At 65.7% G+C, this 19075-nt stretch carries 21 protein-coding genes; 8 read left to right on the top strand and 13 right to left on the bottom strand.

Annotation, left to right across the window (positions count from 1 at the left end; genetic code table 11):
• Positions 1-49 precede the first annotated feature (49 nt).
• The 4 genes from AC4LGL_RS26485 to AC4LGL_RS26470 are packed head-to-tail and all read left to right on the top strand — an operon-like array spanning position 50 to position 3252.
• A complete protein-coding gene (locus tag AC4LGL_RS26485; RefSeq protein WP_055120381.1) occupies positions 50-733 on the top strand; it encodes an SDR family oxidoreductase in 684 nt (227 codons plus the stop codon).
• Entirely contained in the window at positions 733-1749 is a 1017-nt protein-coding gene (locus AC4LGL_RS26480; RefSeq protein ID WP_055115391.1) for an alcohol dehydrogenase catalytic domain-containing protein, read from the top strand. The genes AC4LGL_RS26485 and AC4LGL_RS26480 overlap by 1 nt, the downstream gene beginning before the upstream one ends.
• Positions 1746-2246 carry a DUF302 domain-containing protein gene (locus tag AC4LGL_RS26475; protein ID WP_491841346.1) on the top strand — a complete coding sequence of 167 codons (501 nt, stop codon included), beginning with the start codon at positions 1746-1748 and terminating at the stop codon, positions 2244-2246. The genes AC4LGL_RS26480 and AC4LGL_RS26475 overlap by 4 nt, the downstream gene beginning before the upstream one ends.
• A gap of 4 nt (positions 2247-2250) precedes the next feature.
• Positions 2251-3252 (top strand): zinc-binding alcohol dehydrogenase family protein, encoded by a 1002-nt coding sequence (locus AC4LGL_RS26470; RefSeq protein WP_491841345.1) that lies wholly within the window; start codon positions 2251-2253, stop codon positions 3250-3252.
• On the opposite strand, the gene AC4LGL_RS26465 is transcribed toward AC4LGL_RS26470, so the two are convergent.
• Positions 3239-3820: a TIGR03086 family metal-binding protein gene (locus tag AC4LGL_RS26465; RefSeq protein ID WP_491841344.1), complete on the bottom strand. Its 582-nt coding sequence runs from the start codon at positions 3818-3820 to the stop codon at positions 3239-3241. The genes AC4LGL_RS26470 and AC4LGL_RS26465 overlap by 14 nt on opposite strands.
• Before the next feature lie 212 nt (positions 3821-4032).
• Between AC4LGL_RS26465 and AC4LGL_RS26460 the strand changes: the two genes are divergently transcribed.
• Positions 4033-5070 (top strand): alcohol dehydrogenase, encoded by a 1038-nt coding sequence (locus AC4LGL_RS26460; protein ID WP_491841343.1) that lies wholly within the window; start codon positions 4033-4035, stop codon positions 5068-5070.
• On the opposite strand, the gene AC4LGL_RS26455 is transcribed toward AC4LGL_RS26460, so the two are convergent.
• Positions 5063-6466 (bottom strand): FAD-dependent oxidoreductase, encoded by a 1404-nt coding sequence (locus tag AC4LGL_RS26455; protein ID WP_491841342.1) that lies wholly within the window; start codon positions 6464-6466, stop codon positions 5063-5065. The genes AC4LGL_RS26460 and AC4LGL_RS26455 overlap by 8 nt on opposite strands.
• Before the next feature lie 120 nt (positions 6467-6586).
• Complete coding sequence (locus AC4LGL_RS26450; protein ID WP_491841341.1) at positions 6587-7984, bottom strand: glycine--tRNA ligase; 1398 nt, start codon at positions 7982-7984, stop codon at positions 6587-6589.
• 97 nt (positions 7985-8081) lie between these two features.
• Between AC4LGL_RS26450 and AC4LGL_RS26445 the strand changes: the two genes are divergently transcribed.
• Together AC4LGL_RS26445 and AC4LGL_RS26440 are read left to right on the top strand one after the other, a co-directional pair.
• Positions 8082-8450: an ArsR/SmtB family transcription factor gene (locus AC4LGL_RS26445; protein ID WP_491841340.1), complete on the top strand. Its 369-nt coding sequence runs from the start codon at positions 8082-8084 to the stop codon at positions 8448-8450.
• Positions 8447-8845, top strand: coding sequence for a Fur family transcriptional regulator (locus tag AC4LGL_RS26440; protein ID WP_491841339.1), 399 nt, complete (start codon positions 8447-8449; stop codon positions 8843-8845). Before AC4LGL_RS26445 ends, AC4LGL_RS26440 begins: the two co-directional genes overlap by 4 nt.
• 77 nt (positions 8846-8922) lie before the next feature.
• On the opposite strand, the gene AC4LGL_RS26435 is transcribed toward AC4LGL_RS26440, so the two are convergent.
• Genes AC4LGL_RS26435 through recO form a run of 4 tightly spaced genes read right to left on the bottom strand, consistent with a single transcriptional unit; the run spans position 8923 to position 11452 of the window.
• The gene (locus AC4LGL_RS26435; RefSeq protein WP_491841338.1) at positions 8923-9327 is read right to left on the bottom strand and encodes an NUDIX hydrolase; all 405 of its coding nucleotides are present in this window, start codon (positions 9325-9327) and stop codon (positions 8923-8925) included.
• Positions 9324-9770: a hypothetical protein gene (locus AC4LGL_RS26430; protein ID WP_491841337.1), complete on the bottom strand. Its 447-nt coding sequence runs from the start codon at positions 9768-9770 to the stop codon at positions 9324-9326. Before AC4LGL_RS26430 ends, AC4LGL_RS26435 begins: the two co-directional genes overlap by 4 nt.
• 1 nt (position 9771) lies before the next feature.
• A complete protein-coding gene (locus tag AC4LGL_RS26425) occupies positions 9772-10662 on the bottom strand; it encodes a decaprenyl diphosphate synthase (protein ID WP_491841336.1) in 891 nt (296 codons plus the stop codon).
• Positions 10601-11452 (bottom strand): DNA repair protein RecO, encoded by an 852-nt coding sequence (gene recO / locus AC4LGL_RS26420; RefSeq protein ID WP_491841335.1) that lies wholly within the window; start codon positions 11450-11452, stop codon positions 10601-10603. Before recO ends, AC4LGL_RS26425 begins: the two co-directional genes overlap by 62 nt.
• A 63-nt stretch (positions 11453-11515) precedes the next feature.
• Here recO and AC4LGL_RS26415 point away from each other — a divergent pair, with 63 nt between their 5' ends.
• Positions 11516-13015, top strand: a complete 1500-nt coding sequence (locus AC4LGL_RS26415; protein ID WP_491841334.1) for an amidase — start codon at positions 11516-11518, stop codon at positions 13013-13015.
• 16 nt (positions 13016-13031) lie between these two features.
• Here the strand turns inward: AC4LGL_RS26415 and era are convergent, their stop codons facing one another.
• The 6 genes from era to AC4LGL_RS26385 form a co-directional block, all read right to left on the bottom strand.
• Entirely contained in the window at positions 13032-13931 is a 900-nt protein-coding gene (gene era, locus AC4LGL_RS26410; RefSeq protein ID WP_491841333.1) for a GTPase Era, read from the bottom strand.
• Positions 13928-14245, bottom strand: coding sequence for a cytidine deaminase-like protein (locus AC4LGL_RS26405; RefSeq protein ID WP_491841332.1), 318 nt, complete (start codon positions 14243-14245; stop codon positions 13928-13930). The genes era and AC4LGL_RS26405 overlap by 4 nt, the downstream gene beginning before the upstream one ends.
• Positions 14238-15530: a hemolysin family protein gene (locus tag AC4LGL_RS26400; protein WP_491841331.1), complete on the bottom strand. Its 1293-nt coding sequence runs from the start codon at positions 15528-15530 to the stop codon at positions 14238-14240. Before AC4LGL_RS26400 ends, AC4LGL_RS26405 begins: the two co-directional genes overlap by 8 nt.
• On the bottom strand, positions 15527-16063 hold the full coding sequence (ybeY, locus tag AC4LGL_RS26395; RefSeq protein ID WP_055115434.1) for an rRNA maturation RNase YbeY: 537 nt from the start codon (positions 16061-16063) through the stop codon (positions 15527-15529). The genes AC4LGL_RS26400 and ybeY overlap by 4 nt, the downstream gene beginning before the upstream one ends.
• Positions 16060-18186 (bottom strand): PhoH family protein, encoded by a 2127-nt coding sequence (locus AC4LGL_RS26390; RefSeq protein WP_491841330.1) that lies wholly within the window; start codon positions 18184-18186, stop codon positions 16060-16062. The genes ybeY and AC4LGL_RS26390 overlap by 4 nt, the downstream gene beginning before the upstream one ends.
• 164 nt (positions 18187-18350) lie before the next feature.
• Positions 18351-19073, bottom strand: a complete 723-nt coding sequence (locus tag AC4LGL_RS26385) for a hypothetical protein (RefSeq protein WP_491841329.1) — start codon at positions 19071-19073, stop codon at positions 18351-18353.
• Positions 19074-19075: the final 2 nt, after the last annotated feature.

Genomic DNA, 19075 nt, shown 5'->3' with positions numbered 1-19075 from the left:
ACGACGCCCACCTTCGATGTGTGCTGAGGACAACCCAAAGGAGATCGACATGACAACAGCAGGGACCCCGGTGAAGGGTGCGGTCGCCCTGGTAACCGGCGGACAGCAAGGCCTGGGTAAGGCGATCGTCGCTGCGTTGCTGGAAGCCGGCGCAGCCAAGGTGTATTCGACCAGCCGCCGCAGCGGAAGCAGCGATGACCCGAGGGTGGTCGTGGTGCAGGCTGACATCACCGAGACCGAGTCCGTAAAGCACCTGGCGCGGGTCGCCGCCGACGCCACCATCGTGGTGAACAACGCCGGCACCCTCGGTGGCCAGTCCCTGGTACGCGATGACCTCGACGATATCCGCGCGGTCCTGGAAACCAACTTCTTCGGCGCGATCCGGGTCACGCAGGCCTTTGCACCGCTCCTTGCCGGCAAGGGCGGTACCATCGTCAACATCGCCTCGGTCCTGTCCTGGCTACCCGGCTACGGTTCGTACGGTGTGTCCAAGGCCGCGCTGTGGTCGGCGACGAATTCGGTGCGACAGGAGTTGAAAGAGCAGGGCACCAACGTGATCGGAGCCTACCTCGGCTACACCGACACCGACATGATCGCCGATCTCGATGTCCCCAAGAACTCCCCCGACGATGTGGCTCGCCAGATCGTCGACGGAATCATTTCTGGCGTACCGGAAGTCCTGGCCGACGACCTCACCCGTCAGGTACACGCACCCATGTTCCCGGTCGCCTAATGTCCGCCTACCGCGCCTACCAAGTCACCGGACAACGGCAATTCGCACTCGTCGAACGTGAGATTGTCCCACCCGCACCTGGCCACGTCAGGGTCCGGGTACACAGCTGCGGTGTCTGCCACAGCGATGTGCTGGCCGTCGAGGGCCTGCGTGCCGACCCGCAGCAACCGGTGGTGCCCGGTCACGAGATCGTCGGCGTCATCGATGCCGTCGGCGACGGTGTCCATACCTGGGTGCCCGGCAACCGAGTGGGCCTGGGATTCCTCGGCGGGCAATGCAATGAGTGTGAGTTCTGCCGCCGCGGGGACTTCGTCAACTGCACCGATCAGCCGACGCCCGGCACCAGCGTGGACGGCGGGTACGCCGAGATCGTCTACGCACGTGCCACCGGACTGGTGCGGGTACCGGATGCTCTCGACGCGTCGGTGGCCGCTCCCCTGCTGTGCGCAGGAATCACCACGTTCAACGCGCTGCGTCACGTTCCGGCTGCGCCGGGTGCATTGGTCGGTGTCCAGGGCCTGGGCGGACTGGGCCACCTCGGCGTGCAATACGCTCATGCACTGGGGTTCCGGGTCGTGGCGATCGCGCGCGGACCTGAAAAAGCTCAACTGGCAACCGATCTCGGCGCGGACATCTACATCGACAGCGCTGCCGAAGACCCGGGCGCTGCGCTAACCGCGCTCGGCGGAGCCGCCGCTGTAGTAGCTACCGCAGCCAGCGGGGCCTCGATGAGCCCGTTGGTAGCCGGGCTGGCTCCCCGCGGGCAGCTCGTCGTGGTCGGCGCCGCACCGGATCCGATCGAAGTGAGCACCTCGGAGCTGATCTTCGGGGGACGGAGCATCGTCGGCAGCCTCACCGGATCGGCTGCCGAGAACGAGGACAATCTGGCGTTCAGCGTTGCCAACGGCATTGCGCCGATGATCGAGCCGGTCCCATTCGAGGATGCCCCGAAAGCATACGACCGCATGATGAGCGGCAAGGCCCGGTTCCGGGTGGTCCTGGAGATCGCAAGGTGAGCACCTTCGTCGAACATCTGAGCCGTCGACTGCTGATCAGCCTTCCCGACAGTTATGAGGATGCGCGCGATCGCTACGAAACACTGGTTCCCACAGTAAATCTCGCGGCGTTCACCAATGCGACCAACTGGGACGACGTTCTTTCCGAGGCAAAACGGCAAGCACCACACGGCTTTCTGCGGTACTTCAGCACCGAAGTCGCACCGGCGATGAGCGGCTCAGCATCGGCATGGACGTGCAGCGAGTACCTGATGGGTAATCACACCATCGCCGAACGTATGTACCGGTACGACCCTGGCGTCATGTTGCATGCTCCGCTGCGCACGCTGTTGTACGACGCCGGGCACGGCACTGTCTTCGCAGTCGACCAGCCCAGCCTGTTGTTCGGCAGTTACGGCCAACCCGAGATCGCAGCTGTCGGAATAGAACTCGACGGTCTACTGGCGAATCTGATCGAACTGCTAGGCGGCAAGCTGCCTCGTACCGAAAGCAGGTGACGATATGAACACCATGTCCGCGGTCGGCTCCTTCGCGGGACTGTCGATCGACGACCCACAATCATTGCAGGACATCACCGTCGAACTACCCACCCTGCGGCCGCACGACATCCTGGTTCGGGTGCTTGCCGTTTCGGTGAACCCGGTCGACATCAAACGACGAGCCGCGCTGCAGGTCTCGGATGTCCCGACAATCCTCGGCTACGACGCCGCAGGCATCGTCGAGGCGATCGGGCCGGCAGTTGCCACACTCGCCGTCGGCGACGAGGTCTGGTACGCGGGCGATGTCAGCCGTGCGGGCACCAATGCGGAGTTCCACGCGGTCGATGAACGCATCGCGGCGCGCAAACCGGCATCGCTGTCGTTCGCCGATGCGGCGGCGCTGCCGCTGACGACCATCACAGCCTGGGAGGCGCTGTTTGAGCGGTTCGCTCTGACCGCCGACTCCACCGGCGACCTGTTGGTGCTCGGCGCGGCCGGCGGCGTGGGTTCGATCATGGTCCAGCTCGCCAAGGCATTGACCGGTGTGCGGGTCATCGCCACCGCCAGCCGGGACGAATCCCGGTCCTGGGCAACCACTCTGGGCGCGGACGTGGTGATCAACCACCACCGCCTACGCGACGAGGCACTGGCCGTCGCCCCCGACGGAATCGACTATCTCTTCTCACCGCATTCAGCGGGCAACGTCGACACCTATGCCGAGATCACGCGTCCGTTCGGACACATCACCGCCATCGACGATCCCGTTGGCCTCGACCTCGGGGCACTGAAAGCCAAGAGCATCGCCTGGCACTGGGAGCTGATGTTCACCCGGCCCCTGTTCGAGTACGACATGACCTATCAGCAGCAGTTGCTCATTCGCACAGCACAATTGGTCGACGAGGGCACCATTCGCAGCACGGCGACCAAGACAATCGACGGCTTCGACGCGGCTGGGCTGCGAGAAGCCCACCGTGATGTCGAGTCGGGCCGTATGGTGGGCAAGGTCGTGGTCACCCGTTCTTGACTCTGTGATCCGACGCGGGGCGGCACTCGCATTGCGGGTGCCGTCCGGTGTACGCGACAAGCCTGTCCAGTGCTGCCGCATCGGTGGTGACGGGCACGGGTTCGTCGAACCCGGCGGTGAGGCGACTGTCGGGAGTGATGATCTGACGGGCCAGGCCCAGCACGAAGTCGGCATGCGCGGCGGTGATGGGCAGTGCGCGGTGCAATGCCTGAGCGAAGTCCCATCCGTGCACCACGAGTTCGATCGACAGTACACCCAGCGCCAGGCGGGCGGCCGTGACATGGCCGGCGAAGACTACGTCACCATCGGTACCCCGACGCCGCCAGGCTTCGATCGTGGTTTCGGCCGCGTCTGCGACGCGAACGTCGATCGGCCGACCATCCGTCACCGAAACGTCCACGCCCGCCGAATCACCCACCATCGTCACGGTTCCGACCAGATGATCAGCGAGACCGGCCACATCGAAACCCTCACACGGAGTGGGTAGGTGCAGCATGTCGACGGTGATCGTGCCGAGTACCGGCACCAGTGCCGCCAACGCCACCTCGGCGCTCGATAGTTCGTCCATGCCAAGGAATTCTTGTCGGTCCGTGTCCTTCCCGGCATAGGACACCTGACTGCAATTCGCAGGCTCAAACCCGCCTCTGCCAGCCGGGATCGGTGACGGCCGCACGGAAGTCGACGTCCGCCGAACAACCGTCAATGTGCTCATACCGCGTCCGTCAGAGATCTGGTGACGTGGTGGCTTAGACGCTCAATCAACCGAGAGGCACTGAAACGATGTCTGCTACCTACCGTTCTGTTGAGGTCGTGGAACCCGGCGGCGCACTGCACCTCGTGGATCGGCCGGTGCCGGAGCCGGCCACCGGTGAGGTCCGGGTACGGGTCGAGGCCTGCGGGGTGTGCCATTCGGACTCGCAGATCGCCGCAGGGTATCTGCCCGGCACCGTGTTCCCGGTGACACCGGGGCATGAAGTTGCCGGTCACATCGAGGCGATCGGTCCGGGCGTCATCGACTGGCACCTCGGCGATCGGGTCGCCATCGGTTGGTTCGGTTTCTACTGCGGAACCTGCTACCGCTGCCGGCGCGGCGACTTCGTACACTGCCAGCGGTCCAAGATCACCGGGGCTGCTTTCCCTGGCGGCTATGCCGAGACGCTCATTGTGCACCAGTCGGGCCTGGCGCGAATTCCCGATGTTCTCAGCGCTATTGAGGCCGCACCGTTGGCGTGCGCCGGCGTGACGATGTTCAACTCGCTGCGGCACACGGGTGCGCGGCCCGGCGACCTGGTCGCGATCCTGGGCATCGGGGGGCTGGGACACCTCGGTGTGCAGTTCGCGGCCCGGATGGGATTCGAAACTGTCGCCATCGCCCGCGGTGCCGAAAAGGAGGTCATGGCACGCCAACTCGGTGCACATCACTACATCGACGCCACCGAAGCCGATGTAGCAGCGGAACTGCGCAAGCTCGGCGGCGCCCGGGTCGTCGCCGCCACCGCCACGAATCGGGCGGCGATCAACGCCGCAGTCGACGGTCTGGCCCCGCATGGGGAACTGCTGACGCTGGCCGTGCTGGACGAGGCGCTCGATGTCACACCACTGCAACTGATCAACAGTTCAGGGACCGTGCACGGACATCCCGCGGGCGTCGCGGCCGACACCGAAGACACCCTCGAATTCGCTGCCCTGCACGGGATCCGGCCATGGGTTGAGCCGATGCCACTGAGCGACGCCGCCGCCGGATACGACCGGATGATGCAAAACAAGGCGCGTTTCCGGGTCGTGCTCACGATGGCGGACTCTGCGAATGCTAGGTGAGCATCCCCAGGAGTTGGTTGAAGCACTCCGCCATCGAAGGGTGCGTGTAGATCTCGTCACGCAGAGCGGCTGCCGTGATCCCATGCCGCATCGCCAGCGCGACCAGATTGATGATCTCCTGGGCATCGTGGCACAGCAGAGCGGCACCCAGGATCTGGTCGGTGGCAGCATCGACCACCACCTTCATCATCCCGGCGGTCTGGCCGACGATGCGGGCCCGGGCCACGGTGGCCAGCTCGACCACGGGGCTCGCAGCGACGCGGATGTCGTAACCTGCGGCGCGGGCCTGGGATTCGGTCAGACCGACCCGGCCCAGCGGTGGCGTGAGGAATAGGCAGTTGGGTACCGCAACCCGCTGTGAGGCGCTCCGGGGCGCGGCGGCACCGGTGAGCTGATCGAGAACAATGCGATAGTCGTCGAGAGAGATGTAAGTGAACTGCGGCCCACCATTGACGTCGCCGACGGCGAAAATGTGCGGTGCACTGGTGCGGCGGTGATCGTCGACCACGATCGCGCCGGCGTCGGTAATCTCCACCCCGGCCAGGTCGAGCCCCAAATCGGCGGTCTTGGGTTTGCGGCCGAGCGCAACGAGTACGTTGTCCGCGTCGACAGTGGCGGAACGGCCGTGGATCAGATACTCCACTCGCGCCGCCGGCGGACCGCCAGGACGCATGATCGTCTGTACCCCAACCACACTCGCCTCCGTGATGATGTCAACCCCACGATCGCCCAACAGTGAACGGGCTGCGCCGGCGACATCGGAGTCCTCGTTCGCCAGCACCGCTGGACGTTGTTCCAGCACAGTGACAGCGCTACCGAACCCGGCGTACATCGATGCGAACTCCAGTCCGATGTAGCCGCCGCCCAGCACCACCAACCGGTCCGGCCGCGCGGCCAGCCGCAGCAGTTCCGCGCTGGTGACCGCCACCGGACAGTCGTGCAGCCCCGGCAGGTCCGGAATCACTGGCGTCGACCCGGTACCAATGACGATCCTCTGAGCGGTAACCACTACGGGTCCGGTGTCGGTGCTGACGACCACGCTGTGGGCGTCGACGAAGCGCGCCCTTCCGGTCAGCACCGTCGCCGTGCGCACGAGGGAGGCCAGGTTTACGGCGCGCAAGCCCGCGGTAAGGCGCTCCACCGACGCGACCCCGTCGGCATACGCTGAGGCGCCGGACACGCCGGGCACACGCTGCTCGCCGTGATAGACCATCGACTTGGTCGGGATGCACCCCGTGTTGATGCATGTGCCGCCGTACATCGCGGCCGACTCCTCGACCAGGACCACGTGCTGGCCGAATTTGCCCATATCGGCGGCCAGGGTTTTACCGCCTTTGCCGAAGCCGATGACCAGAAGGTCGGCGTCGATACGTTTCTGTGCTGAACTCGGTTCCATGCCGAAGATGTTGGCCCAGGTGCAGTGCGATCAGGTATCCGTACGATGACTTATTCCAGCGATGTGGTGATCGGCCGAATCCCGGTGTGTCACTGCCAGACACGCACGCCGGCGACAGATTCAGGCGCCCTTGAGCCGCACCGCCAGGTAGTCCGACACCTTGTCCAGCGCGATGCGCTCCTGGGTCATGGCGTCGCGCTCGCGGATGGTGACCGCGTTGTCCTCCAGGGTGTCGAAATCGACTGTCACGCAATACGGCGTGCCGATCTCGTCCTGACGGCGGTAGCGGCGGCCGATCGCACCGGCGTCGTCGAACTCGACGTTCCAGCTCTTGCGCAGTTCGGCGGCCAGGTCGCGGGCCTTGGGTGACAGGTCGGCATTGCGCGACAGCGGCAGCACCGCAGCCTTGACCGGAGCCAGGCGCGGGTCGAGCTTGAGCACGGTGCGCTTGTCCACACCGCCCTTGGCGTTCGGGGCCTCGTCCTCGGTGTAGGAATCGACCAGGAACGCCATCAGCGAGCGGGTCAGGCCGGCTGCCGGCTCGATCACGTACGGCACGTAGCGGGTGTCGGCGCCCTGATCGTAGAACGACAGATCGACACCGGAATGCTTTGCATGCGTGGACAAGTCGAAGTTGGTGCGGTTGGCGATGCCTTCCAGCTCACCCCACGGGTTGCCGGCGAAACCGAACTTGTACTCGATGTCGACCGTGCCGTCGGAGTAGTGGGACAGCTTCTCCTTGGGATGGTCGTACAGGCGCAGGTTGTCCCGGTTGATGCCGAGGTCGACGTACCACTGCAGTCGCGTCTCGATCCAGTACTTGTGCCATTCCGGCGCGGTCTCCGGCTCGACGAAGAACTCCATCTCCATCTGCTCGAACTCGCGGGTGCGGAAGATGAAGTTGCCCGGGGTGATCTCGTTGCGGAAGCTCTTGCCGATCTGGCCGATGCCGAACGGCGGCTTCTTGCGCGCGGTGGTGACCACGTTGGCGAAGTTCACGAAGATGCCCTGAGCGGTCTCCGGGCGCAGGTAGTGCAGACCCTCCTCCGACTCGATCGGTCCGAGGTAGGTCTTGAGCATCATGTTGAAGTCGCGCGGCTCGGTCCACTGCCCCTTGGTGCCGCAGTCGGGGCAGACGATCTCGTCCATGGACACGGTGTCTGGATCCACGGCGGTGTCGCGCGTACTCTTCTTCGCCGCGTACGCCTCCTGCATGTGGTCCTGGCGATGACGCTTGTGGCAGTTCAGGCACTCCACCAGCGGATCGTTGAACACTTCGACGTGACCGGAGGCCACCCACACCTGGCGCGGCAGGATGATCGCGCTGTCCAGGCCGACGACGTCGTCGCGGCCGGTGATCATCGACTTCCACCACTGGCGCTTGATGTTCTCTTTCAGCTCGACACCGAGTGGGCCGTAATCCCACGCGGACTTGGTGCCGCCGTAGATTTCTCCGGACTGGAAGACCAGGCCGCGGCGTTTCGCCAGGTTCGCAACGGTGTCGATGATGGATGCCACGGTGCATCAGAGTAGCGACCAGCGCGCCGGCAGCGATAATCCGCCGCGGCCGGCGGAGCGGTTGACATGCAATATCGCGCATGTATCCTGGCCCGTAATGGAAACGATTTCCAATTTCACGGCGAATCACCACGACGACGCACGCGGGCACAGCACCGCGCCGGCGCCGGAGTTGCCCTCGCGCGAGGTCCTCGACACCGCGGGCGAGCTGTTGCGCGCGCTGGCCGCCCCGTTGCGGATCGCGATCGTGCTGCAGCTGCAGCAGTCGGCGCGCTGTGTGCACGAACTGGTCGACTCGCTCGACGTGCCGCAACCGCTGGTAAGCCAGCATCTGCGGATCCTCAAGCAGGCCGGAGTGGTGTCCAGCGAGCGCGCGGGACGTGAAGTGCTCTACCAGTTGGTCGACCACCATCTCGCCCACATCGTCGCCGACGCCGTCGCCCACGCCGGCGAGGACCACCGGTGACCGGCGCGGTCCGGTCCACCCGGCAGCGTGCGGCCATCGCCGACCTGCTCAACGAGACCGACGGATTCCGCTCGGCCCAGGAACTGCACGACGAGCTGCGCCGCCGCGGCCAGGGCATCGGACTGACCACGGTGTACCGCACCCTGCAGTCGATGGCCAACACCGGCAACGTCGACACGTTGCGCACCGACACGGGAGAGTCGGTCTACCGGCGATGCTCCGAGGACCACCACCACCATCTGGTGTGCCGGGCCTGCGGCGCGACCGTCGAGATCTCCGGCGGCCAGGTCGAGGTCTGGGCTGCCGACGTGGCACGTGAGCACGGTTTCTCCGACGTCAGCCACACGATCGAGATCTTCGGCATGTGCCGCGGCTGCGGCGACGAGGCCAACTGATCCGACTTTCCGCGTATGAAGCGTGGCGGCGATCGCAGGGACAATTTTTCGCCACAGCGCTTCACACGCGGCACGCGCTAAGCCCGATCGCGCACCAGCTCGAGCACTGCGTGCTCGGTCAGCGGCGCCAACTCGACGTCACCGGGCGCGTGGGGGTCGATCCAGGTCATCTCGTCGATCTCGGCCTGCGGCCGCGGCTCGCCGTCCAGGCTCACCCGGTAGAGCCACGCATCGACCACGTGGCCGGGTTCATTGGCGGCGGGTGCGGTGAAGTGGCCGAGTTCTTCGGCCGCCGAAACATCAAAACCGACGCCGAGCTCCTCGCGAACCTCCCGGGCCAACGCCTCGATCGGCTGCTCCCCCGGCTCGATCTTTCCGCCGGGCTGCATGAACGCCGTCGTACCGCGTTTGCGGACCACGAGTAGCCGGTTGTCCTCACCGAGCACCACGGCCGCGACGATGCGGATGACCGGCCGGCTCACGACATCAGGTCCCGACGCACGTCGGCGCCGGTGGCCAGGACCATGAGGATCAGGGTGCGCAGTGCGTCGTCGGTGAGCCCGGCCGCCGGGAAGTTGTAGCGCAGCATCACGTCGGCCACCTTCTTGGCCGGCCGCTTACGTGCCGCACCTTTGGGCGTCGCGCCGTTGGTGGGAGTGTCGACCAGCTTCTCCACCAACACCACGGTGCCCAGCATGGTCTTACTGGCATGGTCGGACACGCGTTCGCGAATCTTGTTGTCAAGCGGCAGATCCCATGCCAACGGCTGAGTCAGCGAGACCATCTCCAGGTCCTCGGCGATGGCCACGACCCGCACCGAGGCCACCGAACCGTCGACCGTCACGGTCAGCGCGTCGTCGTCTTCCTCGACGACCGACATCACCTCGCCGAGCGCCGAGGACAACTGCTGCAGGAGGCCGGGCATGTCAGGCCCTGCCGAAGCGACGGTTGCGGTTCACGTACTCCTCGCAGGCCGCCCACAGGTCGCGTCGGTCGTAGTCCGGCCACAGCTTGTCCTGGAACACGAACTCGGCGTACGCCGACTGCCACAGCAGGAAGTTGCTGGCCCGCTGCTCCCCCGACGTCCGGATGAACAGATCCACGTCTGGGATGTCGGGGCGGTGCAGATGCTTGGCGAAGGCCGCCTCGGTGATCCGGCTCGGGTTGATCTTGCCCTCGGCAGCTTCGGTGGCCAGCGCCTGCGCGGCCTCGACGAGTTCGGTGCGACCGCCGTAGTTGACGCAGTAGTTGACCGTGATGACGTCATTACCGACGGTCATCTGCTCGGCGATGTCGAACTCTTTGATGACGCTGCGCCACATCTTGGGCCGCGACCCCACCCAGCGCATGTTCACGCCCATGGCGTTGAGATTCTCCCGGCGGCGACGCACCACTTCCCGGTTGAACCCCATCAGGAACCGGACCTCTTCGGCGCTGCGCTTCCAGTTCTCGGTGGAGAAGGCGTAGACGCTCAAGTGTTTGATGCCCAGTTCGATGGCACCGCAGGTGATGTCGATCAGCACGGCCTCGCCCATCTTGTGGCCCTCGGTGCGGCCGAGACCACGCTGGGTGGCCCATCGACCGTTGCCGTCCATCACCACGGCGACGTGGTTGGGTACCTGATCCGCCGGGATGCGAGGCGCGACGGCCTTGGACGTGTGTTGGGGCGGGCGGGCGAAGCGGCCGTTGGTGCCGGCCGGAATCTCGGGGAAGACGACGGGCCAGGTCGAGGTGTCCGGAAAGACCGGATAGTCCTCAGGCGCCGGGGGCAGCTGTGGGTAGGTTGTTTTGCCCTGCTTGTCCCGCTTCAAAGCCATGGGTCATATCCTGCCTGACCAGCGTGGCGCGCTGCTCGGCGACTGTCCGATCGATCCGGTACACCCGCTCGACCAGAGGCAATGTCCGCAGCTGGCGCTCCAGGTGCCACTGCAGGTGCGCGGCGATCAGCCCGCTGGCCTGGCTGCGATGCGTCGATGAGGACGCCTCGGCGTACTCCCAGTCACCCTCGTGCAGCGCCGACATCAGTTCCAGCACGGGTTGGGGCGGAGTACTGGATCCGCTGGGCCGGCAGTGCACGCACACACTGCCGCCGGCGGCGACGTGAAATGCCCGGTGCGGGCCCGGCGTGGCGCAGCGGGCGCACTCGGTCAGCGCCGGCGCCCACCCGGCGATCGTCATCGCCCGCAGCAGATAGGAGTCGAGCACCAACTCGCGGGCCCGGCGACCGTCGGCGACGGCCCTCAGTGCGGCCACCGTGAGCCGGTGCAGGTCGGGCATCGGTGCCCGCTCCTCCCCGGCCAGCCGCTCGGCGGTCTCCAGCATCGCGCACGCACTCGTGTAGCGGCCGTAGTCACTGACGATGTCGGCGGCGAACGCGTCGATGGCCTGCACCTGGGTGACGATGTCGAGGTTGCGCCCCGGATGCAGCTGCACGTCGATATGGGCAAACGGCTCCAGCCGCGCGCCGAACTTGCTGCGGGTACGCCGAACGCCCTTGGCCACCGCGCGCACCAAACCATGGTCGCGGGTGAGCAGGGTGACAATCCGGTCGGCCTCGCCGAGCTTGTGCTGGCGCAGCACCACCGCCCGGTCCCGGTACAGCCGCATCGTGACAGTGTCGCACCATGGCCGGACAGGTTCCGTTACGCATCGCCGATATCCTCGAAAGTGATGGCCAAATCTGCGACTTCTGCTCCTTTTTCCCGCAAGCCCCCCGCCCGGTTCCCCACCCTGACCAATCAGCTCTATCAACTCGCCAGCGGCGCAGTCACTTCTGAGCAACTGGTACAGGAGTCGCTGCACGCCATCACCGCGAGCCAGTCCACCCTCAACGCATTCCGCGTCGTGCTGACCGAGCAGGCGCTGGCCGACGCCGCCAAGGCCGACACGGCTCGCGCAGCCGGCAAACAACTCCCACTGCTGGGAATCCCCATCGCGGTCAAGGATGACGTCGACGTCGCCGGGGTGCCCACCCGGTTCGGCACCGACGGCTCTACCCGCGTCGCCACCGACGACGCCGAGGTGGTGCGCCGGCTGAAGGCTGCCGGCGCGGTGATCGTCGGGAAGACCAATACCTGCGAGCTCGGACAGTGGCCGTTCACCGGCGGGCCGGGGTTCGGCCATACCCGCAACCCGTGGTCGCGCAAGCACAGCCCGGGCGGATCCTCCGGCGGCAGTGCCGCGGCCGTCGCCGCGGGCCTGGTGGCCGCGGCCATCGGATCCGACGGCGCGGGCAGTGTCCGCATCCCCGCCGCGTGGACGCATCTGGTCGGCATCAAGCCGCAGCGCGGACGCATCTCCACCTGGCCTCTGCCCGAGGCGTTCAACGGCATCACCGTCAACGGGGTGCTGGCTCGCACCGTCACCGATGCGGCCCTCGTGCTCGACGCCGCATCCGGTAACGCCGACGGTGATCTGCACAAGCCCGCGCCGATACAGGCCGCGGAACACGTCGGCCGCGCCCCCGGGCCCCTGCGGATCGCGATGTCGACGAAGTTCCCGTTCACCGGCTTCCGGGCCACACTGCACCCAGAGATTCGCAAGGCGCTGCAGACCACCGCCGACCACCTCGGTCAGCTCGGTCACACCGTGGAGGAAAAAGACCCCAACTACAGCCTGCGGATGTCCTGGGACTTCCTGGCCCGCTCCACCTCCGGCCTTCTGGACTGGGCCGACCGCCTGGGCGACGTGGTCTACGACGAGCGCACCGCCACCAACATGAGGATCGGCCGGCTGCTGTCACAGGACATTCTGCGCAAGGCCCGGGCACACGAGGTCGCCGCGCAGCGCCGCATCTCCTGGATCTTCAACCTCGTCGACGTCATCATCGCGCCGACCACGGCCCAACCACCACCGCTCACACACGAATTCGACCGCCGCGGTTGGTCTGCCACCGAACGCGCCTCGATCGCCGCCTGCCCGGTGACCTGGCCGTGGAACCTGCTGGGCTGGCCCTCGATCAACGTGCCCGCCGGCTTCACCTCCGACGGGCTGCCGATCGGCGTCCAACTGATGGGGCCGGCCGACAGTGAGCCGTTGCTGATCTCGCTGGCCGCCGAACTGGAGGCGATCACCGGCTGGGCCGCCGAGCAACCCGACATCTGGTGGACCGCCCCGTCGCAGACCGATGCGTCCCAGGCTGCCGCCGCGATCAACGCGCTCGACGGGTAGTTCGAAGGGCGAGGGCTCAGAAGCCCAGCCGGCCCAGCTGCTTCGGATCGCGCTGCCAGTTCTTGGCGATCTTGACCCGCAGGTCGAGGTAAACCTTTGTGCCGAGCAGCTTTTCGATCTGGGTGCGGGCGGCCGTGCCGACCTCGCGAAGGCGCGCCCCGCCCTTGCCGATCACGATGCCCTTCTGGCTGTCACGCTCGACGTAGAGGATCGCGTGGACGTCGATCAGATCGTCACGGCCTTCTCTCTCTTCGACTTCCTCGATGACAACAGCCAGCGAGTGCGGCAGCTCGTCACGCACACCTTCCAGTGCGGCCTCGCGGATGAGCTCGGCCATCAACACTTCCTCGGGCTCGTCGGTGAGCTCGCCGTCCGGGTAATAGGCAGGCCCCGGCGGCAGTTTGGAGACGAGGACATCGGTGAGCACATCGAGTTGTTCGCCCGCGGTGGCCGAGACCGGCACGATGTCGGCATCCGGCCCCAGGAGTTCGCTTACGGCCATCAGCTGTTCGGCGACACGATCCTTGGGCACCTTGTCGATCTTGGTGACGACGGCAATCAGGGTGGTCCTCGGCGCCACAGCGCGGATCTGCTGATAGATCCAGCGGTCCCCTGGGCCGATGCGCTCATCGGCCGGAATGCACAGACCGATCACGTCGACCTCGGAGTAGGTGTCCTTGACCAGGTCGTTGAGCCGTTGCCCGAGCAGGGTGCGCGGACGGTGCAGGCCGGGGGTGTCGACCAGGATGATCTGGAAGTCGTCGCGGTGCACGATGCCGCGGATGGTGTGCCGGGTGGTCTGCGGGCGGTTCGAGGTGATCGCGACCTTCTGGCCCACCAACGCATTCGTCAGGGTCGACTTGCCGGTGTTGGGCCTGCCGACGAAACAGACGAAGCCGGAACGGAATTCGGTCATGATGGGTTTCCCGCCCGATCGGTGACGATCACCGCGGCGTCCGAGGACAGCTCCCGCACCGCGGCGACACCTGCGTCGTCGGCGGAGCCGCCGACCAGCACCGCGGCCTCGATTCCGGTGGCACCGCTGGACACCGCAGCGGCCACTGCCGCCTGCAGGGCGGTCAATTGCAGCGCCGCGAGGGTCACCGGGGCGCCGGCGTAGGTGCGACCGTCCTGGTCGCGTACCGCCGCACCGGCGGGGGCCTCGGCGCGGCCCATCGCGCCGCGGGCCAGCACGACGAGCTTGCTGTCTTCCGCGTCGAGCTCAGTCATCGCTCTCCTTGTTCGTCGGTTCGGCCGGGGCGACCAGAACTGTGCCGATCCGCACCCGACCACGGTGGTCGGAACCGCCCTCGGCGCGTAACCGTAGACCGTCCCAGGTGACTTCGGCGCCGGGCAGCGGCACCCGACCCAGTTCGAAGGCGACCAGGCCACCGACGGTGTCGACGTCGAGATCCTCGTGGGGCTCCATTTCGTAGAGCTCGCAGAGGTCTTCGAGCGGCAGCCGCGCCGACACGCGGTACCGGCGCTCACCCAGGTCCTCCACCGGAACGACCTCGCCGGCGTCGTACTCGTCGACGATCTCGCCCACGATCTCTTCGAGCACGTCCTCGATGGTGACCAGGCCGGCGATCGCGCCGTACTCGTCGACCAGCAGCGCCATGTGGTTGCGGTCGAGCTGCATCTCCTTGAGCAATTCGTCCAGCGGCTTGGAATCCGGGACGAACACCGCCGGGCGCATCACTTGCGCCACGTTGGTGTCACGACCTCCGTTGGTCGAGTAATAGGTCTGCTGGACAAGGTCTTTCAGGTAGACGACGCCGACGATGTCGTCGACGTTCTCACCGATCACCGGGATGCGGGAATGCCCGCTGCGGACCGCCAATGACGTCGCCTGGCCTGCCGACTTGTCGCTCTCGATCCACACCATCTCGGTACGCGGCACCATGACCTCACGGGCCGGCGTGTCGCCGAGTTCGAACACCGACTGGATCATCCGGCGCTCCTCGTCGGCGACGACGCCGCGCTGCTGGGCCAGGTCGACGACCTCCCGCAACTCGATCTCGGACGCGAACGGGCCGTTGCGAAAACCGCGGCCGGGAGTCAAGGCGTTACCGATCAACACCAGAAGGCGGCTGATCGGAGTGAGCAGCACCGAGATCGCCTGCAGCGGCAACGCCGACATCAGCGCGATGGAATAGGCGTTCTGCCTGCCGACCGTGCGCGGGCCGACACCGATGGCCACGAAACTCGTCACCACCATGATCGCGGCAGAAGCCACCAGACCCCATCCGACACCGAGATGCCCGTCCAGGAAGGACGCCAACAGCACGGTCGCGGTGATCTCGCACGTGATCCGAAGCAGTACAACAAGATTGATGTAGCGAGGCCGTTCAGCGACCACCCGGCTGAGCCGGGCCGCACCCGGACGTTCCTCGCGGACCAGTTCTTCGATGCGCGCGATCGACACGGTCGAGAGCGCGGCGTCGATGGCGGCGAACAGGCCACCGAACGCGACCAGCACCACGGCACCTAGCAGCGGAAGTAAGCCCGTCACGGTTCGTCGAAATATCGGGACTTGTCGAGCAGCCGCTGGTCCTTCTCGCTCTGCCGGTCGGCGTGGTACGCCTCGACCTGATCAGCTACCCACTCCTCGAGAAGCTGACGCTGCAGCGCGAACATCTCTTTTTCCTCGTCCGGCTCGGCGTGGTCGTAGCCGAGCAGATGCAGCACACCGTGAACGGTCAGCAGGGCCAACTCCTGACCGAGCGAGTGCCCCGCCTTGGCCGCCTGCTGCTCGGCGAACTCCGGGCACAACACGATGTCACCGAGCATGGCCGGTCCCGGCTCGGGCGCATCCGGCCGACCCCCGGGCTCCAGCTCATCCATCGGGAAACTCATCACATCGGTCGGACCGGGCAGGTCCATCCACCGCATGTGCAGGTCGGCCATCGCCGCGCTGTCCAGCAGCACCATGGACAGCTCAGCCGCCGGGTTCACATCCATCTTGGCGATGACGAAGCGTGCGACGCTGATCAGCTCGTCCTCGGACACATCGATGCCCGACTCGTTGGATACCTCGATGCTCATGATCGACGGGGCCGTCCGTTCGACGAACGGCGTTGGGCACGGTTGAGCAATGCCGGCTCCTCATGTCGGGCATAGGCGTCCACGATCTCGGACACCAGGCGGTGTCGGACCACGTCGGCACTGGTGAGTTCGGCGAAGTGGATGTCGTCGATACCGTCGAGGATGTTCATCGCCGCCCGCAGGCCGGAGGTGTTGCCGCCGGGCAGATCCACCTGCGTGATGTCGCCGGTGACAACGACTTTGGATCCGAACCCGAGACGGGTCAGGAACATCTTCATCTGTTCAGCGGTGGTGTTCTGCGCCTCGTCGAGGATGATGAACGCGTCATTCAGGGTGTTGTGGGTGAGAAGGAAATCCTCGGTGATGTAGAGCGAGTCCGCCGCCGCCACGCTGATGCAGACGGCTTCTTCGGTACCCTCCGGCTCGATCCGATCGATGAATCGCATTGGCCGACCACCACCGGTCTCGTCGTACTTCGCCGCCTTACGGGTCAGTCGGAACGGTGCCACACCTTCGGGCAGGCGAATATCGAGAATATGGGCATCACAACGATGATGAACCTCGCGCCCCCGGGCTAACCCGGGTTTACGCCCCGCAGCTTTCCGCGTCCGCACATAGACCACACCGCCCAGCGACTCGACGAGAAAGACGACGTCGTCACGCAACTGGTCGGACGCGGTCGTGTATTGGACACGACACGTCCGGCCGCCCTGTGTGACCGGACCTCCATCGGTATCGAGCAGACCCTGCAACACAGCCAAGCGGACTTCCGCCGTATTGAACAGGTAGTCCACCGGAACGAACTTGGTGTCCGATTTCTTGCCGGACAAGCCGAGCTGCCGCACGACACCGGTCACCGGGTTCTCGATCGTGATGACCTCGCCGGGCGTGGTGATCCGGTTCAGCACATAGTCGATGTCGGTCTTACGTCGCGCCGTGATGCCCGGTATCAGGCGTTCCAACGCGTCCGCCAACTCCGGATCTTTGGTCGCAAAGGTGGGCGTCGCTCGGCACGAGAAACATCCGTCACCCAGCAGCAGCCCAAGGGCATAGGGATCCATCGGCACGGACCGTCGCTCAAACTCCACCGGCGAGCTCAACAACGGAAGCTCGTATCGGTGGGCATGAGCCGCACGAAGATTCCCGATCATCTCTTTTGTCTCGAGCACGCGGGCCGGCTTGTTCCGGCGCCGGTCCGAAGCCGTGTACACCGCCCACAGGTGATCGCCGGATGCAAGGGTAGATGCACCGTCCTGGGTGAAGACCCGGTAGATCTCCTTGAAACCCTGAGGGTAGACACCCGTTACCTCTGTCGGTGACCCGTCAGAGCCGATCACGAAGTCGCCGACTTTCAGCTCGCCTATCGGACGGAATCCATTGGGCGTCAACACATTTGCGAACAACGGCTGCGCTCGTCCCCGCATATATGCCAGCGGCGCGACCTCGATTACCCCGGCGCTCATCAGCTTCGGAATGAGCTCGGGATCCATCATGTCGTGCAGTGCGTCGTACAGCGGCCGCAGGTACGGGTCGATCTTCTCGCTCAACGTGCCCGGCAGGAAGCCGAGGCGCTCACCTGCCTCCACCGCGGGGCGAGTCAGGATGATCCGGTTGACCTGCTTGGTCTGCAAGGCGCTAACCGCCTTGGCCATCGCCAGGTAGGTCTTGCCGGTACCGGCCGGGCCAATGCCGAACACGATGGTGTGCGCATCGATTGCGTCGACGTAGCGCTTCTGGTTCAGCGTCTTGGGCCGGATGGTCTTGCCGCGGCGGCTCAGGATGTCGAGCGTGAGCACCTCGGCCGGGGACTCGTCCTCGGCGCCGGTGAGGATGGCGACGCTGTGTCGCACCGCCTCGGGGGTCACCGCCTGGCCGCTGGAGGCTACGGCGATCAACTCGGCGACCACGCGCTCGGCTAGTGCCACGTCGGCTGGTTCGCCGGTGAAGGTGATCTCATTGCCGCGCGCGTGGATATCGGCAGTCAGAAGTCTTTCGAGTGCCCGCAGATTCTCATCAGCCGAGCCGAGCAGGCCCACGATGATGTCGGGCGGAACAGTGATGCTGCTGCGGACCGATTCCGATGCGGTGGCCGACGAGTCAGCGGTCGTGTCGCGGGGCGTCACGTGGAGTTTGTGCCTGCTTTCCGTGTTTTCCTGACGGCCGGCTGCCGTCGTACTGTGGCCAGTTTACCGCTGGTCAACCACACGCCCCAATGGTTAAGCGGGCTGACGCCGATCAGAGCTGCGCGGTTAGCGGCCCCGGCTGGCCGGCCGGGTGAACGCACAGGTCAACCGGCGAATTCCGTCATCTTTGCCTCCACCTCGGTGCCATCCGGCTCTCCGTAGAGCTTGTCGGGAACCCAGTCGAAGAAACTGACCGACGGGCACTCACCGGCCGGGCCGTCCACCGTGCCCAGGCTTTTGATGAACCTACCGGTCCTGGCTTCACGGACCTCGATCTCGTACTGGACGGAGTAATGGTCGATGGTGACCGGCTTGTCCCACGCACTCGACTCGTACTGCCCCGATTTCACCTCGGTGTCGGTTTTGCGTGACAGGCAGGCGACAATGTTGATCTCCGACAGCTCCTCACCACGCTGGTCGGCAACCTCGTACCACGAACCATCCTGCATGCCCTGGAAAAACCCGATGTATTTGTACGGCTGGGCATAGGACGCGGCGTTGCTGACCGAGCCGTCCTTACACACGATCTTGAAATCGCTCGGCCATTCGGCCGTCGTCGGGTTCGCCGCGCGTTGTTCATCGCTCACTGCACCGTTTCCGCTCTTTGACATCTTCACGATGAGCAGCAAGGCACCGAACGCAGCGATGACGGCAACCACCACGACGCCGACGATGAGTCCCGAACGACTCGACGGAGGCGGAGGCGGAGGAACTTGCCATGGCTGCCCCTGATAGGGCGCCCAGTGCGGCTGCTGTTGCCCGTATGGGGGCTGCTGCCCGAAGGGGGGCTGACCGTACGGCGGCGGGCCTTGCGGCGGAAAACTCACCA

It is taken from the genome of Mycolicibacterium arcueilense, assembly GCF_058536225.1.
The sequence above is the reverse complement of the archived record's forward strand: the minus strand, read 5'-3'. Positions and strand labels throughout refer to the sequence as shown.

Coding starts and splice junctions, on each gene's coding strand:
- AC4LGL_RS26485 (WP_055120381.1), top strand. CDS start 50: ATGACAACAGCAGGGACCCCGGTGAAGGGTGCGGTCGCCCTGGTAACC.
- AC4LGL_RS26415 (WP_491841334.1), top strand. CDS start 11,516: ATGGCCAAATCTGCGACTTCTGCTCCTTTTTCCCGCAAGCCCCCCGCC.
- AC4LGL_RS26470 (WP_491841345.1), top strand. CDS start 2,251: ATGAACACCATGTCCGCGGTCGGCTCCTTCGCGGGACTGTCGATCGAC.
- AC4LGL_RS26405 (WP_491841332.1), bottom strand. CDS start 14,245: ATGACTGAGCTCGACGCGGAAGACAGCAAGCTCGTCGTGCTGGCCCGC.
- AC4LGL_RS26445 (WP_491841340.1), top strand. CDS start 8,082: ATGGAAACGATTTCCAATTTCACGGCGAATCACCACGACGACGCACGC.
- ybeY (WP_055115434.1), bottom strand. CDS start 16,063: ATGAGCATCGAGGTATCCAACGAGTCGGGCATCGATGTGTCCGAGGAC.
- AC4LGL_RS26455 (WP_491841342.1), bottom strand. CDS start 6,466: ATGGAACCGAGTTCAGCACAGAAACGTATCGACGCCGACCTTCTGGTC.
- AC4LGL_RS26480 (WP_055115391.1), top strand. CDS start 733: ATGTCCGCCTACCGCGCCTACCAAGTCACCGGACAACGGCAATTCGCA.
- recO (WP_491841335.1), bottom strand. CDS start 11,452: ATGCGGCTGTACCGGGACCGGGCGGTGGTGCTGCGCCAGCACAAGCTC.
- era (WP_491841333.1), bottom strand. CDS start 13,931: ATGACCGAATTCCGTTCCGGCTTCGTCTGTTTCGTCGGCAGGCCCAAC.
- AC4LGL_RS26425 (WP_491841336.1), bottom strand. CDS start 10,662: ATGGCTTTGAAGCGGGACAAGCAGGGCAAAACAACCTACCCACAGCTG.
- AC4LGL_RS26430 (WP_491841337.1), bottom strand. CDS start 9,770: ATGCCCGGCCTCCTGCAGCAGTTGTCCTCGGCGCTCGGCGAGGTGATG.
- AC4LGL_RS26465 (WP_491841344.1), bottom strand. CDS start 3,820: ATGGACGAACTATCGAGCGCCGAGGTGGCGTTGGCGGCACTGGTGCCG.
- AC4LGL_RS26460 (WP_491841343.1), top strand. CDS start 4,033: ATGTCTGCTACCTACCGTTCTGTTGAGGTCGTGGAACCCGGCGGCGCA.